The organism is Streptococcus mitis NCTC 12261 (genome assembly GCF_000148585.2).
Classification (GTDB): Bacteria; Bacillota; Bacilli; order Lactobacillales; family Streptococcaceae; genus Streptococcus; species Streptococcus mitis.
On record NZ_CP028414.1, the window covers coordinates 1,704,953 to 1,720,452 of the forward strand.

17 protein-coding genes are annotated in these 15,500 nt (G+C 40.4%); all 17 read right to left on the reverse strand.

The features are described from left to right. Positions 1–22: 22 nt before the first annotated feature. The gene (gene rplC / locus SM12261_RS08615) at positions 23–649 is read right to left on the reverse strand and encodes a 50S ribosomal protein L3 (protein WP_000160193.1); all 627 of its coding nucleotides are present in this window, start codon (positions 647–649) and stop codon (positions 23–25) included. A gap of 82 nt (positions 650–731) precedes the next feature. Continuing rightward, a complete protein-coding gene (gene rpsJ, locus SM12261_RS08620; RefSeq protein ID WP_001284513.1) occupies positions 732–1,040 on the reverse strand; it encodes a 30S ribosomal protein S10 in 309 nt (102 codons plus the stop codon). Positions 1,041–1,057: 17 nt separating this feature from the next. Continuing rightward, positions 1,058–1,267: a hypothetical protein gene (locus tag SM12261_RS09515; RefSeq protein WP_000221339.1), complete on the reverse strand. Its 210-nt coding sequence runs from the start codon at positions 1,265–1,267 to the stop codon at positions 1,058–1,060. Between the two features lie 27 nt (positions 1,268–1,294). Further along, on the reverse strand, positions 1,295–1,885 hold the full coding sequence (nrdG, locus tag SM12261_RS08625) for an anaerobic ribonucleoside-triphosphate reductase activating protein (protein WP_001064206.1): 591 nt from the start codon (positions 1,883–1,885) through the stop codon (positions 1,295–1,297). Then, the gene (locus SM12261_RS08630) at positions 1,878–2,384 is read right to left on the reverse strand and encodes a GNAT family N-acetyltransferase (RefSeq protein ID WP_000423408.1); all 507 of its coding nucleotides are present in this window, start codon (positions 2,382–2,384) and stop codon (positions 1,878–1,880) included. Before SM12261_RS08630 ends, nrdG begins: the two co-directional genes overlap by 8 nt. A gap of 43 nt (positions 2,385–2,427) precedes the next feature. After that, positions 2,428–2,568: a hypothetical protein gene (locus SM12261_RS09520; protein WP_000521618.1), complete on the reverse strand. Its 141-nt coding sequence runs from the start codon at positions 2,566–2,568 to the stop codon at positions 2,428–2,430. 11 nt (positions 2,569–2,579) lie between these two features. Beyond that, positions 2,580–4,787: an anaerobic ribonucleoside-triphosphate reductase gene (gene nrdD, locus SM12261_RS08640; RefSeq protein ID WP_004239081.1), complete on the reverse strand. Its 2,208-nt coding sequence runs from the start codon at positions 4,785–4,787 to the stop codon at positions 2,580–2,582. A 119-nt stretch (positions 4,788–4,906) separates the two neighbouring features. Further along, positions 4,907–6,460 (reverse strand): hypothetical protein, encoded by a 1,554-nt coding sequence (locus SM12261_RS08645; RefSeq protein WP_000301989.1) that lies wholly within the window; start codon positions 6,458–6,460, stop codon positions 4,907–4,909. Positions 6,461–6,714: 254 nt separating this feature from the next. Continuing rightward, positions 6,715–8,247 (reverse strand): cardiolipin synthase, encoded by a 1,533-nt coding sequence (gene cls / locus SM12261_RS08655; RefSeq protein ID WP_000877376.1) that lies wholly within the window; start codon positions 8,245–8,247, stop codon positions 6,715–6,717. A gap of 254 nt (positions 8,248–8,501) precedes the next feature. Further along, positions 8,502–8,963 (reverse strand): SP_0198 family lipoprotein, encoded by a 462-nt coding sequence (locus tag SM12261_RS08660; RefSeq protein WP_000769495.1) that lies wholly within the window; start codon positions 8,961–8,963, stop codon positions 8,502–8,504. Between the two features lie 86 nt (positions 8,964–9,049). Further along, positions 9,050–10,300 carry a folylpolyglutamate synthase/dihydrofolate synthase family protein gene (locus tag SM12261_RS08665; RefSeq protein ID WP_000464317.1) on the reverse strand — a complete coding sequence of 417 codons (1,251 nt, stop codon included), beginning with the start codon at positions 10,298–10,300 and terminating at the stop codon, positions 9,050–9,052. Positions 10,301–10,505: 205 nt separating this feature from the next. Continuing rightward, positions 10,506–10,811 (reverse strand): DUF1292 domain-containing protein, encoded by a 306-nt coding sequence (locus tag SM12261_RS08670; protein WP_000017620.1) that lies wholly within the window; start codon positions 10,809–10,811, stop codon positions 10,506–10,508. A 15-nt stretch (positions 10,812–10,826) separates the two neighbouring features. Continuing rightward, positions 10,827–11,246 (reverse strand): Holliday junction resolvase RuvX, encoded by a 420-nt coding sequence (ruvX, locus tag SM12261_RS08675; RefSeq protein ID WP_004239076.1) that lies wholly within the window; start codon positions 11,244–11,246, stop codon positions 10,827–10,829. Between the two features lie 3 nt (positions 11,247–11,249). After that, positions 11,250–11,516 (reverse strand): IreB family regulatory phosphoprotein, encoded by a 267-nt coding sequence (locus SM12261_RS08680; protein WP_000507059.1) that lies wholly within the window; start codon positions 11,514–11,516, stop codon positions 11,250–11,252. A gap of 86 nt (positions 11,517–11,602) precedes the next feature. Next, positions 11,603–12,172 (reverse strand): SP0191 family lipoprotein, encoded by a 570-nt coding sequence (locus SM12261_RS08685; RefSeq protein WP_000725153.1) that lies wholly within the window; start codon positions 12,170–12,172, stop codon positions 11,603–11,605. 60 nt (positions 12,173–12,232) lie between these two features. Continuing rightward, complete coding sequence (gene spx, locus SM12261_RS08690; RefSeq protein WP_000591165.1) at positions 12,233–12,631, reverse strand: transcriptional regulator Spx; 399 nt, start codon at positions 12,629–12,631, stop codon at positions 12,233–12,235. A gap of 134 nt (positions 12,632–12,765) precedes the next feature. Beyond that, entirely contained in the window at positions 12,766–15,426 is a 2,661-nt protein-coding gene (gene mgtA, locus SM12261_RS08700; RefSeq protein ID WP_000858860.1) for a magnesium-translocating P-type ATPase, read from the reverse strand. Positions 15,427–15,500: the final 74 nt, after the last annotated feature.

The window sequence follows — 15,500 nt, forward strand, 5'->3', positions numbered from 1 at the left end:
TGACTGTATTCCCCTTTCCTTATTATTTACCAGCTTTAACTGCTGATTTGATAGTGATAAGAGATTTCTTAGCACCTGGTACGTTACCTTTGATAAGGATAACGTTCTTTTCTGGAACAACTTGTACAACTTCAAGGTTTTGAATTGTTACACGGTCGCCACCCATACGTCCTGCAAGGTTTTTACCTTTGAATACGCGGTTAGGTGCAACAGGTCCCATAGAACCTGGACGACGGTGGTAACGAGAACCGTGAGCCATTGGTCCACGTGATTGTCCGTGGCGCTTGATAACACCTTGGAAACCTTTACCTTTAGAAGTACCAGTTACGTCAACAACATCTCCAGCTGCGAATGTTTCAACTGTGATTTCAGCACCAACTTCCAAGCCTTCAACGTTTTTGAATTCACGAATGAAGCGCTTAGGAGCCGTGTTAGCTTTCGCTACATGTCCTTTAGCAGGTTTGTTGCTCAATACTTCGCGTTTGTCATCGAAACCAACTTGGATAGCGTTGTATCCGTCTGTTTCAACAGTTTTAACTTGAAGAACAACGTTTGGAGCTGCTTCAATAACTGTTACAGGGATCAATTCGCCAGCTTCAGTGAAGATTTGAGTCATTCCCACTTTTTTCCCTAAGATTCCTTTTGTCATGAGAAAATAGTTCCTTTTCTATATTTTTTATTCAAAAAGTTTTTAACGAGCGTTTTTTATGCTCAAGGTATCAAGCTTTAGATTAAAGTTTGATTTCTACGTTTACACCACTTGGAAGATCCAATTTCATCAACGCATCAACTGTTTTTTGAGTTGGGTTAACGATATCAATCAAACGTTTGTGTGTACGCATTTCAAATTGTTCGCGAGAGTCTTTGTATTTGTGAGTCGCACGAATGATTGTGTAGAGGCTACGTTCAGTTGGAAGTGGGATTGGACCCGCAACTTGTGCACCTGTACGAGTAGCTGATTCTACGATTTTTGCAGCCGCTGTGTCAAGCGTACGGTGTTCGTAAGCTTTCAAACGGATACGGATTTTTTTGTTTGCCATCTTTTTCTCCTTTTCGTCTATTTAAGATAATAGGCTAGCTCCACAAGAAAACCGACGCGGTGTTGCGTGGCAATGCAACCGAGCGTGTCGCAACCTCTTGCATCAAAGCTAAGGCTGTAATTTACAGCACCATAATAGAATAACACAAAGCCCCTGCGATTGCAAGGGATTTGTTGCTGTTTTTTTGTTTTTTTACAATGAAACTGTTTTCTTTTTTTATAGGTCATTTATTTAACTATTTTTATAGAAGAAAGTTAATCTCTCTTCACCTGTTCATAGCTTTCTTTTCCATCATTGAGTTTGTCCCAAATCACTATTTGCCCACTTTTGAGAGATTTTTGCACATCGATAATTCGTTGATTGGACGAGCCTCGAAACTGGAGCATGAGATTTCTCTTAGTTCGGTCGTATCGTCCATCGACAAGAATGTCAATCAATGATAAGAGTTCCAGTTTATCTGGAGTTTCCAACATCATTTCTTCCCATGTATAGCCCGTCCAAGACCAGATGTCCTTGTCTGGCAATTCCTTCCGAATACGCTTCACGAGTGGCAAAAGAATGCCAGTATTGAGAAAAGGCTCCCCTCCCAGCAAGGTCAATCCCTGAACATAGGGTTGGGCAAGGTCTGCCATAATCTGTTCTTCTAATTCTGCTGTGTAGGGAATTCCTGCATTGAAAGACCAAGTGGCAACATTATAACAACCCTCGCAGTGAAACATACAGCCTGATACATAGAGAGAGTTACGCACACCCTCTCCATCTACAAAGTTGAAGGCCTTGTAATCAATAATACGCCCTTGACTGAGATCCTCGCTTTTCCATTCTTGTGGTTTTGGATTATTCATTCGCTACCTCTATCCAATAACGCTCAACTCCATTACGAACATCTTCAAGGAGCCCACCATTTGCTAGAATGACTGCTCTGCTAGCAGGATTATTCACGCTACAGGTCACAAGAGTTCTCTTGATGTTCTTTTCCTTAGCAACTTGCAAGCCCTGACGGAGAGTCTCTTTAGCATAACCTTTGCCTCTTTCTGATGGACGAATGGAGTAGCCAATGTGGCCAGCATAATTCAATAAACCCTCATTCAGTCTCAATCGCAGATTCAAAAATCCTAGAGCAGGACCTACATCATCAAATGATACAAATTGAATAGAAGGAACACGATTTTCAGGCAAGTTTATTCCCATTTCTTTTTGCTTATTTGTTTCCAACCATTCTTCATACACAAAGTTCTCTGTATCCCAAAATCCTCCATCATGGGCTGATTGGCTCTTTTCAAACTCTGTCATCATCTCTAAAACTGTTTCTTTATCTGCTAATCTTGGTCTGCGTAATTCCATCCTTACCTCCCACTATGAGAAAAGCGAGAGTTGACTCTCACTTTTATTTTTTCTTGTTCTTGTTTAAAAATTGTTCTCTGAGGTTGAGCAAGCGTTCTTTTTTACCAGCTCCACCTTTAGAGTGTTTCTCGTGATAACGGGTCACTTGTGCACGCCCCTTATCGTCTAATTGATATTTTCCCATTTCATTTCTTTCTAATTGGTTACTTGATGGCCAGCTATTTTAATCGTTGAACCATTCATATGTTTGACACGCGCTGCGATTTCCTTGTGACGGCCATTGACCATAGGTCTCGCTTGAGGATTACCTAAATAGCCACAAGTTCGTTTAACAACATCTACTGTTTTAGGGTCGCTATTGCCACAGTTAGGACAAGCAAAACCCCTCTCAGTTGGTTCAAAATCCCCTTCAAAGTCACACTTGTAGCAACGGTCTATTGGTGTATTGGTCCCAAGATAGCCCACACGGTCATAGGCATAGTCCCAGACAGCTTCCAAGGCCTTTGGATTTTGCTGAAGGACTGGATACTCACAATAATGGATGAAACCACCCGACGCACCTGCTTCTGGATAGACTTTCTCAAAATCCAATTTTTCAAACGGTGTTGGATTTTTACGAACATCGTAGTGGAAAGAGTTGGTGTAGTATTCCTTATCTGTAATATCAGGAATAGAACCAAACTTCTCTGTATCTAGTCGGCAGAAACGATCTGTCAAACTTTCAGATGGTGTTGAGTAGATAGAGAAATGATAGCCATATTGGTCAGACCACTCTTCTACACGGCGTTTCATATCACGAATGATATCCAGCGTGAATTCCTTAGCATCTGGATTACTTTCCCAGCTGTTACCAAAGAAAACAGTCGCTACTTCGTACAAACCGATATAGCCTAGTGAAACTGTCGCACGACGATTCTTAAAGAGCTGGTCAACGCTTTCTTCTTTACCTAGACGATGACCAAAAGCACCGTATTGATAAAGGATAGGAGCATTTTCTGGTGTTGCTTCCTTGGTCCGTTCGACACGATAAACTAGAGCATCTTCTGCAATGTTCATCCGCTCGTTAAAGATTTCCCAGAACTTATTCATATCACCTTCAGACTCAAGGGCAATACGAGGAAGATTGACCGTCACCACCCCTAGATTCATACGGCCAGAGTTAACTTCAACTCCATTTTCATCCTTCCATCCTTGAAGGAATGAACGACATCCCATCGGAACCTTGAAGGAACCTGTCAATTCGATAATCTTATCATAAGACAAGACATCTGGGTACATCCGCTTGGTTGCACACTCAAGAGCCAACTGCTTAATGTCGTAGTTGGGAGTCCCTTCTTCTAAGTTGAGTCCTCTTTTAAGCGTGAAGATAAGTTTAGGGAAGATAGCTGTGCGGTGTTCTGAACCAAGTCCCTTGATTCGGATGTTCAAGATAGCTTTTTGAATTTCACGCTCAAAACGATTGGTTCCCAGACCAAAACCTAGTGAAGTAAAAGGTGTTTGCCCATTTGAAGTGAAGAGAGTATTGATTTCATACTCGAGAGATTGCATGGCATCATAGATATCTTTTTGGGTTTTCTTCCAAGCGTAATCTTCCCGTTTGTCAGGTAAGACCCATTCTTCCGCATCCTTGAGGTGTTTTTGGTAATTCTTCTCTGCATAAGGCGCCAAAACTTCATCGATACGGTCAGCTGAACAGCCACCGTACTGGCTAGAAGCAACGTTGGCGATAATTTGAGAAATCTGAGCTGTCGCAGTCTGGATAGACTTGGGACTTTCTACCTCTGCATTTCCAATCTTAAAGCCATTCTCCAACATACCTTTAAAATCAATCAAACAGCAGTTAGTCATAGGTGTGTAGGGGCTATAATCCAAATCATGATAGTGGATATCCCCCTTTTGGTGGGCATTGGCTACGTGCTTAGGGAGCATTTGCAGTCCGATTGATTTCCCAACAATCCCCGCCGTCAAATCACGCTGGGTATTAAAGACATCGCTGTCTTTATTAGCATTTTCATTGACAACGGCCTGGTCTTTGTTGAGAAGTTTATGGATGCTAAAGTTGATATCTGTCGCTTTTGAACGCTCAAAATCCCTTTGTGTCCGATAAGTAATATACTCCTCAGCTAGCGCATATTCTTTGGCTTCAAGGAGTTCATGTTCTACGATATTTTGAATTTCGTAAATCTTAACCCCCTGCGGAAAACGACTATGAATTTCTGTGACAATTCGCTCGGTCAGAGCATTTAGGCGCTTTTCAACCAAGGGTGTCACATCCATAACCTTGTCAGCCGCCTTGTGGAGAGCCTTGTCAATCTTGTCCACATCAAATACAACACGTCTCCCATCTCGTTTCTCGACGAAGAGAGTTGGCAAAATTGTAATTTTTTCTTCTAGTGCAATCATATGCATGCTCTTTTCTAAAATGTTCTTTCTAAAAAGTATTATACCACTCTAAAAAGAAAAATCAATATCTTGTGTTAAAAATCCTAAAATTTTTAAAAATACACAAGATATTGATTTGGCTATTTGATTTTATAGACTTTAAACTCTGAGTAATCAGTCTTTACTTGTTGGTAATTTTCTTTTAAGAGTGTCTCCGCCTCAGACCAGAGAGCCACCTTGTCGTTTACCACAATCACCTTAGGTTTGTTTTCTTTCAAGTCATTGATTAAACTAGTTTTATTCTCTTCTGTACTCGTGTAAAGAAGAGGTGATGGGAACATGGATCCAGCCAAACGCTGGCTTTCTTTATACATTTGAACATGTGAATCCCAAATATAGATTTGGTCACCATCACTCGTCTCTTGTTTGACTCTATCTACCACTTGATGTTGTTCTCTATAAGAAGCTGGATGCAAGACAAAACGAGCCACAAAAGGAATAGCAATCAGATAAACCACCACTAGAATCGGTAGGTAGAGATTTCCCTTCATGAATTTTTTCCATAGAGTAGGAACTTCTTCTCTTCTCCGACGACGAACTCCCCTAGCTGAATGCTTCCCACGAATACTGGTCATCAAAAGAAGCAGTAAAAATGGAATGATTAGAATCAAACGCGAACCGTGAAGAGGTTCTTGAGAAAAAAGCAACAAGGCTAGTATAAATAAGAAAGCAAAACTAGCTGGTACTGAAATAACATATAATCTTGATGCCTTTGATTGGAACAATCCTAGAAAAACAAGGAAGAGAGCTCCTAAACCAAAGGTCAACAAACCATAGAATACAACATTATCCATTAGTTGAGGATTCGCAAAGACCTGAAGGGAATCAATCGGATATAAAAGACTTCCTAGAGCTTCTCCAAAACCACCTGAAGCAAGAACATAATATCCTACTGGGTAAAAGATGAGAGAAAAGCCAAGTGCTGCTGCAAAAAACTGATAAACTCCATGAGCAAGGCGGCCATGCCCAACATTAAAGACAAATAAACCAATCGTTACTACTGCAATAAAGAGAAGACTTGTAAGAGGCTCTATGAAAAATGATAGAGCCAAGAAAATTCCCAGACGTAGAAACCCCTTGTCATGGTTAGGATTTGATAGATAAGCTGCTATGAACGAAAATCCTGCAAACAGGAATGGCAGAGCTAAAATCGTAGCATATCCTCCTCCAAAACCGAGACCGGATACCAAAATATAAAATATGGTTAGGAGTTGCTTGGCTTGTTCCCTTTGTCCCGTCAGATAGTCAGTTGAAGAAAAGAGGAAATAACCTCCTCCTAAGAGGGCTAGCCATTCTACCAAGGCAAAAAGAATGCCTCCTTGGGTGATGTAAAGTAGCAAGTAATAAATAAGACCGTGACTAGCATAATAGCTACTGTAGAGCTGTCCTCCCTGATGTAAAGCCCACCCTATATACAAATCCTGCGCCTGAGAGGGACTTACCATATCTAAAAGTAAAGGTATCACCACAGAAAAAACCGTTGCAATCGTACTTCCAATGATGAGTCTGAAAAACGGGAAAGCTACCTGTTCTTCTTTTTCTACATGAGATTCAAGGTTCCTATCCAGTCTATTTTCTATTCCATCACTCTGTATCATTTCGGATACTTCTTCGATTCTGCCATATACAGCCATATCGTTTCTCCTATTCAATTTATCTGTCTTAGTATATCAAAAAGACCTAAAATTGTCAGCTTGCGATGGCTGTTTGAGCGATTTTTTGCATAGTTTCACAAAGGTTTCAATTTCCCGAAATCGGTGTAAATGCGTCTGTTTAAATGTCGTGATATAGTTCAATTCCTTCTGAGTCAGCATCGTTCCTCCTACATCTTCTTATTCGTAAAAGGCAAGAAAAATAGGACTGGTTTGTGTCCTAAGTCCTAGATTTCTTATAAGATAGGGGCGAATAACTGGGCAATTTCCTTAATCAATTTTTGATACCAGCTATTTTTTATCGTATGAGGGAAAATTTCTTGCGATACTGAAAAAATCTCCTCAAAATCTTTTTGAATCTCTGTGATTGATGCCGTTTTATATAGCAAAACTGCATCTTCATAGTGATGAAGCAAACTTCTATAATCTAGATTAATGGTTCCAACTGCAGCAAAGTCCTTGTCCACTAGGATTTGTTTACTGTGGATAAAGCCTGGACTATACTCAAAAATCCTGACTCCTGCTGACAAAAGATCCGGATAGGCTCCTCTTGTTATGAGCTGGATTAATTTTTTATCCGGAATGAAAGGAGTCACGATGCGGACATCAACACCCCTCATGGCTGCATTTTTAATACTCTCAGTTAAATCATAGTCAATAATCAAATAGGGTGTTGTGATATAGACTGAATCAGTAGCCTGATTAATCAAACTTTGATAAACTTTTTTCCCTACCTGGGTACGGAAGATAGGCTTGGGTCCACTACCGTAAGGAATGCAGAGCCCTTGGCCAGAACAAGGCTGATTTTCCAAGTGATACTGGTCAAAATCGCTGATTTCCCCACGATTGATATACCAAGTCATCAAAAAGAGACGGGTGAGAGCCTTGACACCAGGGCCATCTAAGCGAACCCCACTATCCTTCCAATAGCCAAAACGTTCTACATGATTGATGTACTCATCGGCTAAGTTAATCCCTCCTGTATAAGCTACCTGACCATCTATGACAAGGATTTTACGATGGTCCCGATTGTTGTAAGCCACCGTCAAACGAGGAATCACCTTGTTAAACTTATGTGCTTCAATTCCTCGACTACGAAGCTGAACAGTATAGTCTCCAGGTAAAGTCGCCATACAGCCGATATCATCATAGAGCATCTTGATCTCTACACCCTGAGCTGCCTTTTGCTCTAGTATATCTAGTATGCTATTCCACATCAGACCTTCTTCGACAATATAGTACTCTAGAAAGATAAATTTCTCAGCTTTCTTGAGGTCTTCCAACATATATTGCCACATGCTTTCACCCGAAGAAAAGAATTGTGAGTCTGTTCGATCATAGACATCGGCGTTACTATCCATACTTAACAAAGATTTGATAACTCCGTAAGCAGCCTTATCCTCTTCCTTCAATTTCTGGCGGAGAGCTTTACTGTTATCCTCCCGAAAATGCATAGAACCAAGTTTGTCCAACTGCTTGATTTCTTTTTTGGACAATCGCCTTTCACCAAACATTAGATAGAGCAAGGGGCCAATGACAGGAACAAAAGTTACCACTAACCACATTACTTTACTTTCAGGTGCCATTGAGCGATTGACAATTGCGACAATAGTCGCCATACTCATAAAAATTAAGACAATTACCCATAGAATAGGGGCCATGCGCCCTAAATAGAGAAAGAGACCAAAAACAAGACAAAGTTCAAGTAACATAATCGAAAGACTAAAGCCATACTTGGACATCAATAATTGAAGTTTTCTATATTTCATATCCCCTCCTTGATATTTTGATACTCAATGAAAAGCAAAGAGCAAACTAGGAAGCTAGTCGCAGGTTGCTCAAAACACTGTTTTGAGGTTGCAGATGGAAGCTGACGTGGTTTGAAGAGATTTTCGAAGAGTATGAATGCTAAAAACAGGTAATTAATACTAGTATAACGCAGGTATTCGGTAGAAGGCAAGTATTTATAATCATTTTTCTGAGTAAAAACAAAAGAGACTGACAAAACCAGTCTCCTTCTAGTCTATTTTGATAAAACAATGCGATCAGACGCTTCTCTATCCATATCGTCGATAATCATCTGATTTCCATTAATTGTATAAATCTTGGCATCATCCCCAATAATCATGCGTTGATTGGCAGCATCGAAGCTAACCTGCTTGATTTCTTGATCTCCGTCAGTTTCTACCTGTGTCCATGTACCAGTTGTTCCAGTTACCACTAAAGTGATACGGTCTCCTTCGTCCTGACCGGTATAAGTTCCATCAATATTGGTTGGTTGAGCCTCGGGCACATTTTGTGAAGAATTTGCTGCTGCCTGATTTGTATTTTCTGTAGAAGATGAAGCAGCTTGTGATTGTTGAGTTTGTTGTGTTTGGGGTTGAGTTGCTGATTGTTGAACTTGTTGAGCTCTTTGTGAACAAGCTACTAAGAGACTAAGACTTGCTAGAGAAGCAAGAGAAAGTGTGAATCTTTTTAATTTCATGATGAATTTCCTTTCTGATACCAATTTACAGAAGTTTTTCCTTCTAACTAGTAGTTTTCCTAGTATAACAAGTTCAAAAAAGGAGGTCAATTTATCTGCTCATGCCCCAGTAGATAGCCCCGTACCTCTGAGATAAAATAGAGAGAACCTGTAACGAACAACAAATCCTGGACATCTACTCTTGCTTCAAAATTGCTAATAAATTCTCGGTAAGAAGGAACTATATCGTAACCTGTTACATCTGTTTCATCCAAAGAACCTTGATAGTCAAAGCCTGTCACCTTGAGTTCCACCTGAGGCAAATTCTCAGTCAAGTAACCCAACATCCCTTGATAATCCTTCCGTTTCAAGGCTCCAAATAGGATTTGAGGCCGATATCCTTCCTGCTCTTTTTCTTTAATAAATTCAACCAAGCGAGTCAAGGCAGGGAGGTTATGAGCACCGTCCAAGTAAATCTGAGGGCAAATACGCTCCAAACGCCCAGCCCAATGGGTCTTCTCCAAAGCCTGTCTTACAACCTGCTCATCAACAACTTCCTTTCCTTCCCTCATAAAGAGAAGAAACGTTTGTAGCGCCAAGGCCGCATTTTCCTGCTGATAAGCTCCTTCCAAACCTATTTTCAACTGTGAAAGGTTAGCCAAAGAGCTTGAAAAATTCCCATTCAGCATTGAAAAATCTTGGCCTGCCTGATAAAGGTCAACAGCTAAAGAGTCTGCTTTTTTCTGACAAACAAGCCTAGCTTCTGAAGGCAACTTAGCAATCACTGCCTTTTTACCAGCCTTAAAAATACCAGCTTTCTGCTCTGCAATTGCTGCTATATTGTCACCCAGAGTCTCCTGATGGTCAAGTCCGATGGAGGTGATGACAGCAATCTCTCCAATTACCACATTGGTTGTGTCAAGTAAGCCACCAATTCCCACTTCTAATAGAACTAAATCCACCTCTTGCTCTCTAAAATAAAGAAAAGCAATCAAGGTCAGCAATTCAAAAAAGGACAACTGATCATGGGTTTGCAGAAGCATTTTCTCCATCTCCTTGACCTGATTAGCCAAACGAATGAAGTCTGCATCAGCTATTGGTTGCCCGTTAATGCAGATTCGATCATTGATAGAGACGATATGAGGGGAAGTAAAGGTCGCAACTTTTTTGTCATGCCCCATAAATAACTCCCTCATAAAAGCAATGGTAGATCCTTTTCCATTAGTTCCTGTTACGTGGATAATAGGATAAGACTTCTCGGGATTCCCCAACAAATCCACCGCTTGTTGCATTCGGCCCAAACCTGATCGAAAATTCAAACCAATCCGACTATGAAGCCATTCTTCTACTTCAAACATATACATCTCCTTAATTACAGGTTCAATCAACTGCCTCAATAAAGTCTCATAACTAACAAAAACGAGGCCAGGATTTTCGTCCCGACCTCTTACCTGGTTAGCTAATAACTAGCTACTATGAATATTAGCTTGGGGTAAAACATCCACTGGATGTGCCTGCGTTTCTAATTTCTAGCGCAGTGCTAAACACGTCCACTGGACGTGTTTACTCCTCCATAAAGCTGTTGAAGACTTCTTCAATCATGTTCCATTCGTCTTCTGAGTCTTCTGGGATTGGTTGCAATTCGCCTTCTGTTCCATCTTCGTTTTCGATGAATGAGTAAGCTTGGATTTCAACTTGTCCGTCTTCGTCTTCTTCTGCGTTAACTGGTACTAGAAGAACATAGTTTTTACCAAATTCTTCTTTTCCGTCAATGGTCAAAAGGATTTCAAACAAGGTTTCATTTCCTTGTTCATCTACTAGTGTGATTAGTTCACGTTCTTCGTGGTCGTGGTTATGATCGTGTGACATAGCCTCTCCTTTATATTAAAATTTTCTATCTAAATAGTTTTGTAAAATCAGCTGAGCTGCTAACTTATCAATGACTTTTTTGCGCTTATTGCGACTAATATCTGCTTGTTCAATCAACATGCGCTCTGCGGCAACTGTTGTCAAGCGTTCATCTTGATAGTCTACTGGTAAACCAAAAAGCTCTTCTAGCTTTGCTCCGTAGGCTTGACTAGCTTCCACGCGCGGTCCGCTTGTATTGTTCATGTTTTTAGGCAAGCCCACTACAAATCGTTCCACCTTGTAAGTATCAACCAACTCCTTAACGCGGTCAAAACCAAATTGACCTTGCTCCTCATTGATTTGGATGATTTCAAGTCCTTGAGCTGTAAAACCAAGCGGATCGCTAATGGCCACCCCTACCGTTTTTGAACCGACGTCCAATCCCATAATTCTCATAGGTTATAGATCGACTCCTTGTCCTTTAAGGTAGTAGCGGACCAATTCTTCAACGATTTCATCGCGCTCATACTTACGGATTTGATTTCGTGCATTATTATAACGAGGAACGTAGGCAGGGTCTCCACTCAATACGTAACCTACGATTTGGTTAATCGGGTTATAACCCTTATCGTTCAACGAAGCATAAACATCAGTCAGAGTTTCGCTAATTTCTTTTTTATTGGAATCGTCCAATTTAAAACGTACTGTTTCTTCAGTAAATCCCATTCTAACACCCTCTTTCCTTAGAATAGTACCATTATAGCATAATTCCTTACGTTCTACAATTCAGGCAGTCTATTTATTTGGATTTTCTACTGTTCTGTCGCGCCATTTGCCAATCTGTCTGAAATATATTTACTTGGTTCATTCTTCAAGAGATTTTCTAAACCAATGTTCTTCAAATATTCTAACTGAGAAGCCTTCTTGACATCCAGAACTTGAAAATCAAAACTAGTGGTTGTTTGAAGTTCTGTTGCGCTCAATAGTTTGGTTTCAAGCTTAAATCCTGCTAATTTACGAGCTTCTATGATAGCCTCATCCTTCTCCTCCGCCTCGAGAAGAGCTTTTTGAGTTTCTTCCACTCCATGTTGGTCAATATAGGTCTTCAATTCATCAGAGACTGGACGCTTTTGTTGAATCGTTAAGCTCAAAAAAGTCTTATCTTTGTAAGTAATGGTTTGGGTTTGCTGGCTGCCATCATCTGACTTGGGCAAGACCAAAGTCTTGGTCACAACTGTATTCTTCTCGGCATTTTCAATAACTGGCAACGCCGACTGAAGCGTATCCTTTTCTGTTTTTGTAGCTGTTCCAGTTTCTTTTTTCTGTCCACAACCAACTAGGACAAAAAGGAAAGCTAGACTAACAAGAACTATTTTTTTCATTTCTTTCTTCTTTCTTTTTGAAATTAAAATAAGACTGGGAGTTGCTCCCAGCCTTGATGTTTATAGAGCTGCACGCAAACGTGCTTCTGCATTTTCTACATTACGGACAGAGCGTGGTAGGAAGGCACGAATATCATCTTCCTTATAGCCAACTTGTAGGCGTTTTTCATCCACAAGAATTGGGCTCTTTAAAATTCTCGGTGTTTCCATAATCAGATTGAGGACTTCATTGACACTCAAATCTTCAATATCCACTCCAAGGGCTTTGGCATAGCGATTTTTAGATGAAACGATGCTGGCTATTCCGTTATCTGTTTTGGTTAGAATATCCAGTAATTCTTCTCTCGTAATTCCTTCTTTACCAAGATTTTGTTCTTTATAACTTAACTGGTGGGCATTGAGCCAGGTTTTTGCTTTTTTACAGCTAGTACAACTTGAGACTGTATAAATTTTAATCATGTACCTACCCCTTTCGCTACATGTTACTATCAGTTTAGTCTATTATACCATAAAAAACATCCGACTTGCGACCTATTTTTAAATTTTTTAACTTTTTTCGTCATTTTCGTACTTTTTTCTTGACAAAATGAAATTTACAGCCATTCTTGATATTTCTTGATATAGATTTTTTTCACAATTGTCACGCTAATCATATACAAAATAATGATGAAAAGTAAAAAGATGAAATAAATCGGTTTTAATGGAGTTAGATGAAGTAGGATTGCGAGTGGACTGTAGGGAAGGAAGGTCACAAAGGCTGCAGCCAATAAGGTTGTCACAAGGACTAGCCAAGCTGGACGACTTTGTAAAAAGGGAATTTTGGCTGAACGCAGCATATGGATAACCATGGTCTGTGACCACATGGACTCGATAAACCAACCTGTCTGAAACAAGACAATAAATTCTACGGCAGACTCTGCCCCATGAACATAAGCTTGACCTGTTGTCATGGGTACAATGATAAAATAAAGCAAAATAAAGGTCAAAATATCAAAGGCAGAAGAGATAGGTCCCATCCAAATCATGAAACGTGTGATGGACCTAGCTTCCCAGGTATGCGGATTTCTCAAAAAATCTTTGTCCACCTTGTCAAAAGGCAAGGCGATACAAGATAAATCATAGACTAGATTTAGGATAATCAAATGGACTGGCGCCATTGGTAAAAATGGTAAAAATATTCCAGAGACTAATAGGGATAAGATATTTCCAAAATTAGAACTCACTGTCATTTTGATATATTTGGTCATATTGGCATAGACCTTACGCCCTTCAACAAGTCCTTTTTCAAGCACCATGAGATCCTTATCAAGTAGGATAACATCCGCTGTTTCTTTGGCAATATCTACTGCTGTATCAACAGAAATCCCCACATCTGCAACTTTCATAGAAGGAGCATCATTGATCCCATCTCCCATATAGCCAACAGCATGACCATTAGCCTTAAATTGCAAAATAATTCGTGCTTTTTGGTCAGGAGAAAGTTTGGCAAAGACTGTTACCTCCTCCACGGCTTGAGCCAATTCTTGATTACTCATCTGATCAATTTCAGATCCTAACAGCATCTGATTGATATCTAAACCAACCTTTTCACAGACTGCTTGGGTAACTTTCTCGTTGTCTCCCGTCAAAATCTTTGTTTGAACCCCATGTTCTAACAGAGCCTTAATTGCTGGTGCTGCAGATGGTTTAGGAGGATCTAGGAAGGCTAAATAACCAGTTAGAATCATATCCCCTTCATCATCAACTGTATAGGCATGACCTTCCCTCAAACCTGACTTATAGGCCACTCCCAAGACACGTAAACCTTGTTGATTTAGTTGTCGGACTTCCTCTAAAATCTCTTCTCTAATAGCATCTGTCAAGGGAGTAATCACTCCTTGGTATTCCGCATGACTGGAAATCGTCAACATTTCCTCTAGGGCACCCTTGGTTACCAAACTAACAACTTCGTGTTCATCCTTAACGATAACACTCATCCGTCTACGTTCAAAATCAAAGGGAAGCTCATCTATTTTTTGAAAAGTTTGATCCAGATTTTGTAAGAGGGTGTGTTCTTTGGCTTCCTTTTCAGTCCGTTTGATGATAGCTCTGTCCATCAAATTTTTCAAGCCCGTTTGAAAATAAGAATTGAGATAAGCTCGTCTCAAGACGGTCAAATCCAAGCGTCCGTGGATGTCCAAGGGATATTCAAGGACAATTTCGTCTTGGGTTAGAGTTCCTGTCTTATCTGTACACAAAATATCAATCGCCCCTAAGTCCTGTATGGCATTGAGTTTCTTGATAACCACTTTTTCCTTGGCCATAATGATGGAGCCTTTTGCTAGACTGGCCGTGATAATCATAGGAAGCATCTCAGGTGTTAATCCGACACCAACACTCAAAGCAAATACGCCAGCTTCCAGCCAGTCACCATCTGTTAAACCATTGGACAAGAAAACGATGGGCACCATGACCAGCATCAAACGAATCAAGAGCCACGAAATACTATTCATCTCCCGCTCAAACGAAGTAGGCTCTTCATAGGTGTTCAAAGTCTGCTCAATGGCTCCCATCATGGTATCATCACCAACTGCTAAAACCACGGCCTTGGCACTACCAGATAAGACATTGGTTCCCATAAAGGCGAGCGCTTCTGCTTCTAGCAGACTATCAGATTGTTGAACTGTTGCCTTGGTCAAGGCCAATTTTTCAACCGATTCACTTTCACCTGTCAAGCCCGACTGTTGTACAAAGAAATCGCGCGACTCAAATAAAAGAAGATCTGCTGGAATCATGTCTCCAGCGCTTAATTTAACCACGTCACCCACTACCAAATCATCGATAGGTACTTCTTGGATTTCTCCTTGACGAATGACAGTCGCTGTGTTGACAATCATTTTTGATAGATTAGTCGCAGCCTTATCACTACGGAGTTCTTGGACAAAGCGTATGCCACCAGAAATGAGGACTAGGACAACGATGATAATGGAAGTTGTCGGATCTTCTTGACCTGGTTTTGCCAACCAGACATTGGTCACCAAGGAAATCACGGCGATGACCAGTAAGATGATCGTAAAAGGATTGATAATGGATTCGTAAATCTTTTTGAGGATACTTTCTTCTTGACCCTTTGTGATGGTATTTTCGCCATATAGGTCACGATTTTTCTCCACCTGCTCCTCAGTCAAGCCTGTTAGACTTGTCTTATAAAAAGATAGAGTTTCGTTTAAAGATGTATGAATAGCTGTTGCTAATCTTTCTTTTGTAGTTTTCATTGGTTTCTCCTATCTGTATGAATGATGTGTTTCATACACAGAGACCAATCACTTTATAAGGGCAGAATGACACA

Excerpts from the sequence above, each read along its gene's own strand:
- rplC (WP_000160193.1), bottom strand. The coding sequence starts at position 649 with ATGACAAAAGGAATCTTAGGGAAAAAAGTGGGAATGACTCAAATCTTC.
- rpsJ (WP_001284513.1), bottom strand. The coding sequence starts at position 1,040 with ATGGCAAACAAAAAAATCCGTATCCGTTTGAAAGCTTACGAACACCGT.
- SM12261_RS09515 (WP_000221339.1), bottom strand. The coding sequence starts at position 1,267 with ATGACCTATAAAAAAAGAAAACAGTTTCATTGTAAAAAAACAAAAAAA.
- nrdG (WP_001064206.1), bottom strand. The coding sequence starts at position 1,885 with ATGAATAATCCAAAACCACAAGAATGGAAAAGCGAGGATCTCAGTCAA.
- SM12261_RS08630 (WP_000423408.1), bottom strand. The coding sequence starts at position 2,384 with ATGGAATTACGCAGACCAAGATTAGCAGATAAAGAAACAGTTTTAGAG.
- SM12261_RS09520 (WP_000521618.1), bottom strand. The coding sequence starts at position 2,568 with ATGGGAAAATATCAATTAGACGATAAGGGGCGTGCACAAGTGACCCGT.
- nrdD (WP_004239081.1), bottom strand. The coding sequence starts at position 4,787 with ATGATTGCACTAGAAGAAAAAATTACAATTTTGCCAACTCTCTTCGTC.
- SM12261_RS08645 (WP_000301989.1), bottom strand. The coding sequence starts at position 6,460 with ATGGCTGTATATGGCAGAATCGAAGAAGTATCCGAAATGATACAGAGT.
- cls (WP_000877376.1), bottom strand. The coding sequence starts at position 8,247 with ATGAAATATAGAAAACTTCAATTATTGATGTCCAAGTATGGCTTTAGT.
- SM12261_RS08660 (WP_000769495.1), bottom strand. The coding sequence starts at position 8,963 with ATGAAATTAAAAAGATTCACACTTTCTCTTGCTTCTCTAGCAAGTCTT.
- SM12261_RS08665 (WP_000464317.1), bottom strand. The coding sequence starts at position 10,300 with ATGTTTGAAGTAGAAGAATGGCTTCATAGTCGGATTGGTTTGAATTTT.
- SM12261_RS08670 (WP_000017620.1), bottom strand. The coding sequence starts at position 10,811 with ATGTCACACGATCATAACCACGACCACGAAGAACGTGAACTAATCACA.
- ruvX (WP_004239076.1), bottom strand. The coding sequence starts at position 11,246 with ATGAGAATTATGGGATTGGACGTCGGTTCAAAAACGGTAGGGGTGGCC.
- SM12261_RS08680 (WP_000507059.1), bottom strand. The coding sequence starts at position 11,516 with ATGGGATTTACTGAAGAAACAGTACGTTTTAAATTGGACGATTCCAAT.
- SM12261_RS08685 (WP_000725153.1), bottom strand. The coding sequence starts at position 12,172 with ATGAAAAAAATAGTTCTTGTTAGTCTAGCTTTCCTTTTTGTCCTAGTT.
- spx (WP_000591165.1), bottom strand. The coding sequence starts at position 12,631 with ATGATTAAAATTTATACAGTCTCAAGTTGTACTAGCTGTAAAAAAGCA.
- mgtA (WP_000858860.1), bottom strand. The coding sequence starts at position 15,426 with ATGAAAACTACAAAAGAAAGATTAGCAACAGCTATTCATACATCTTTA.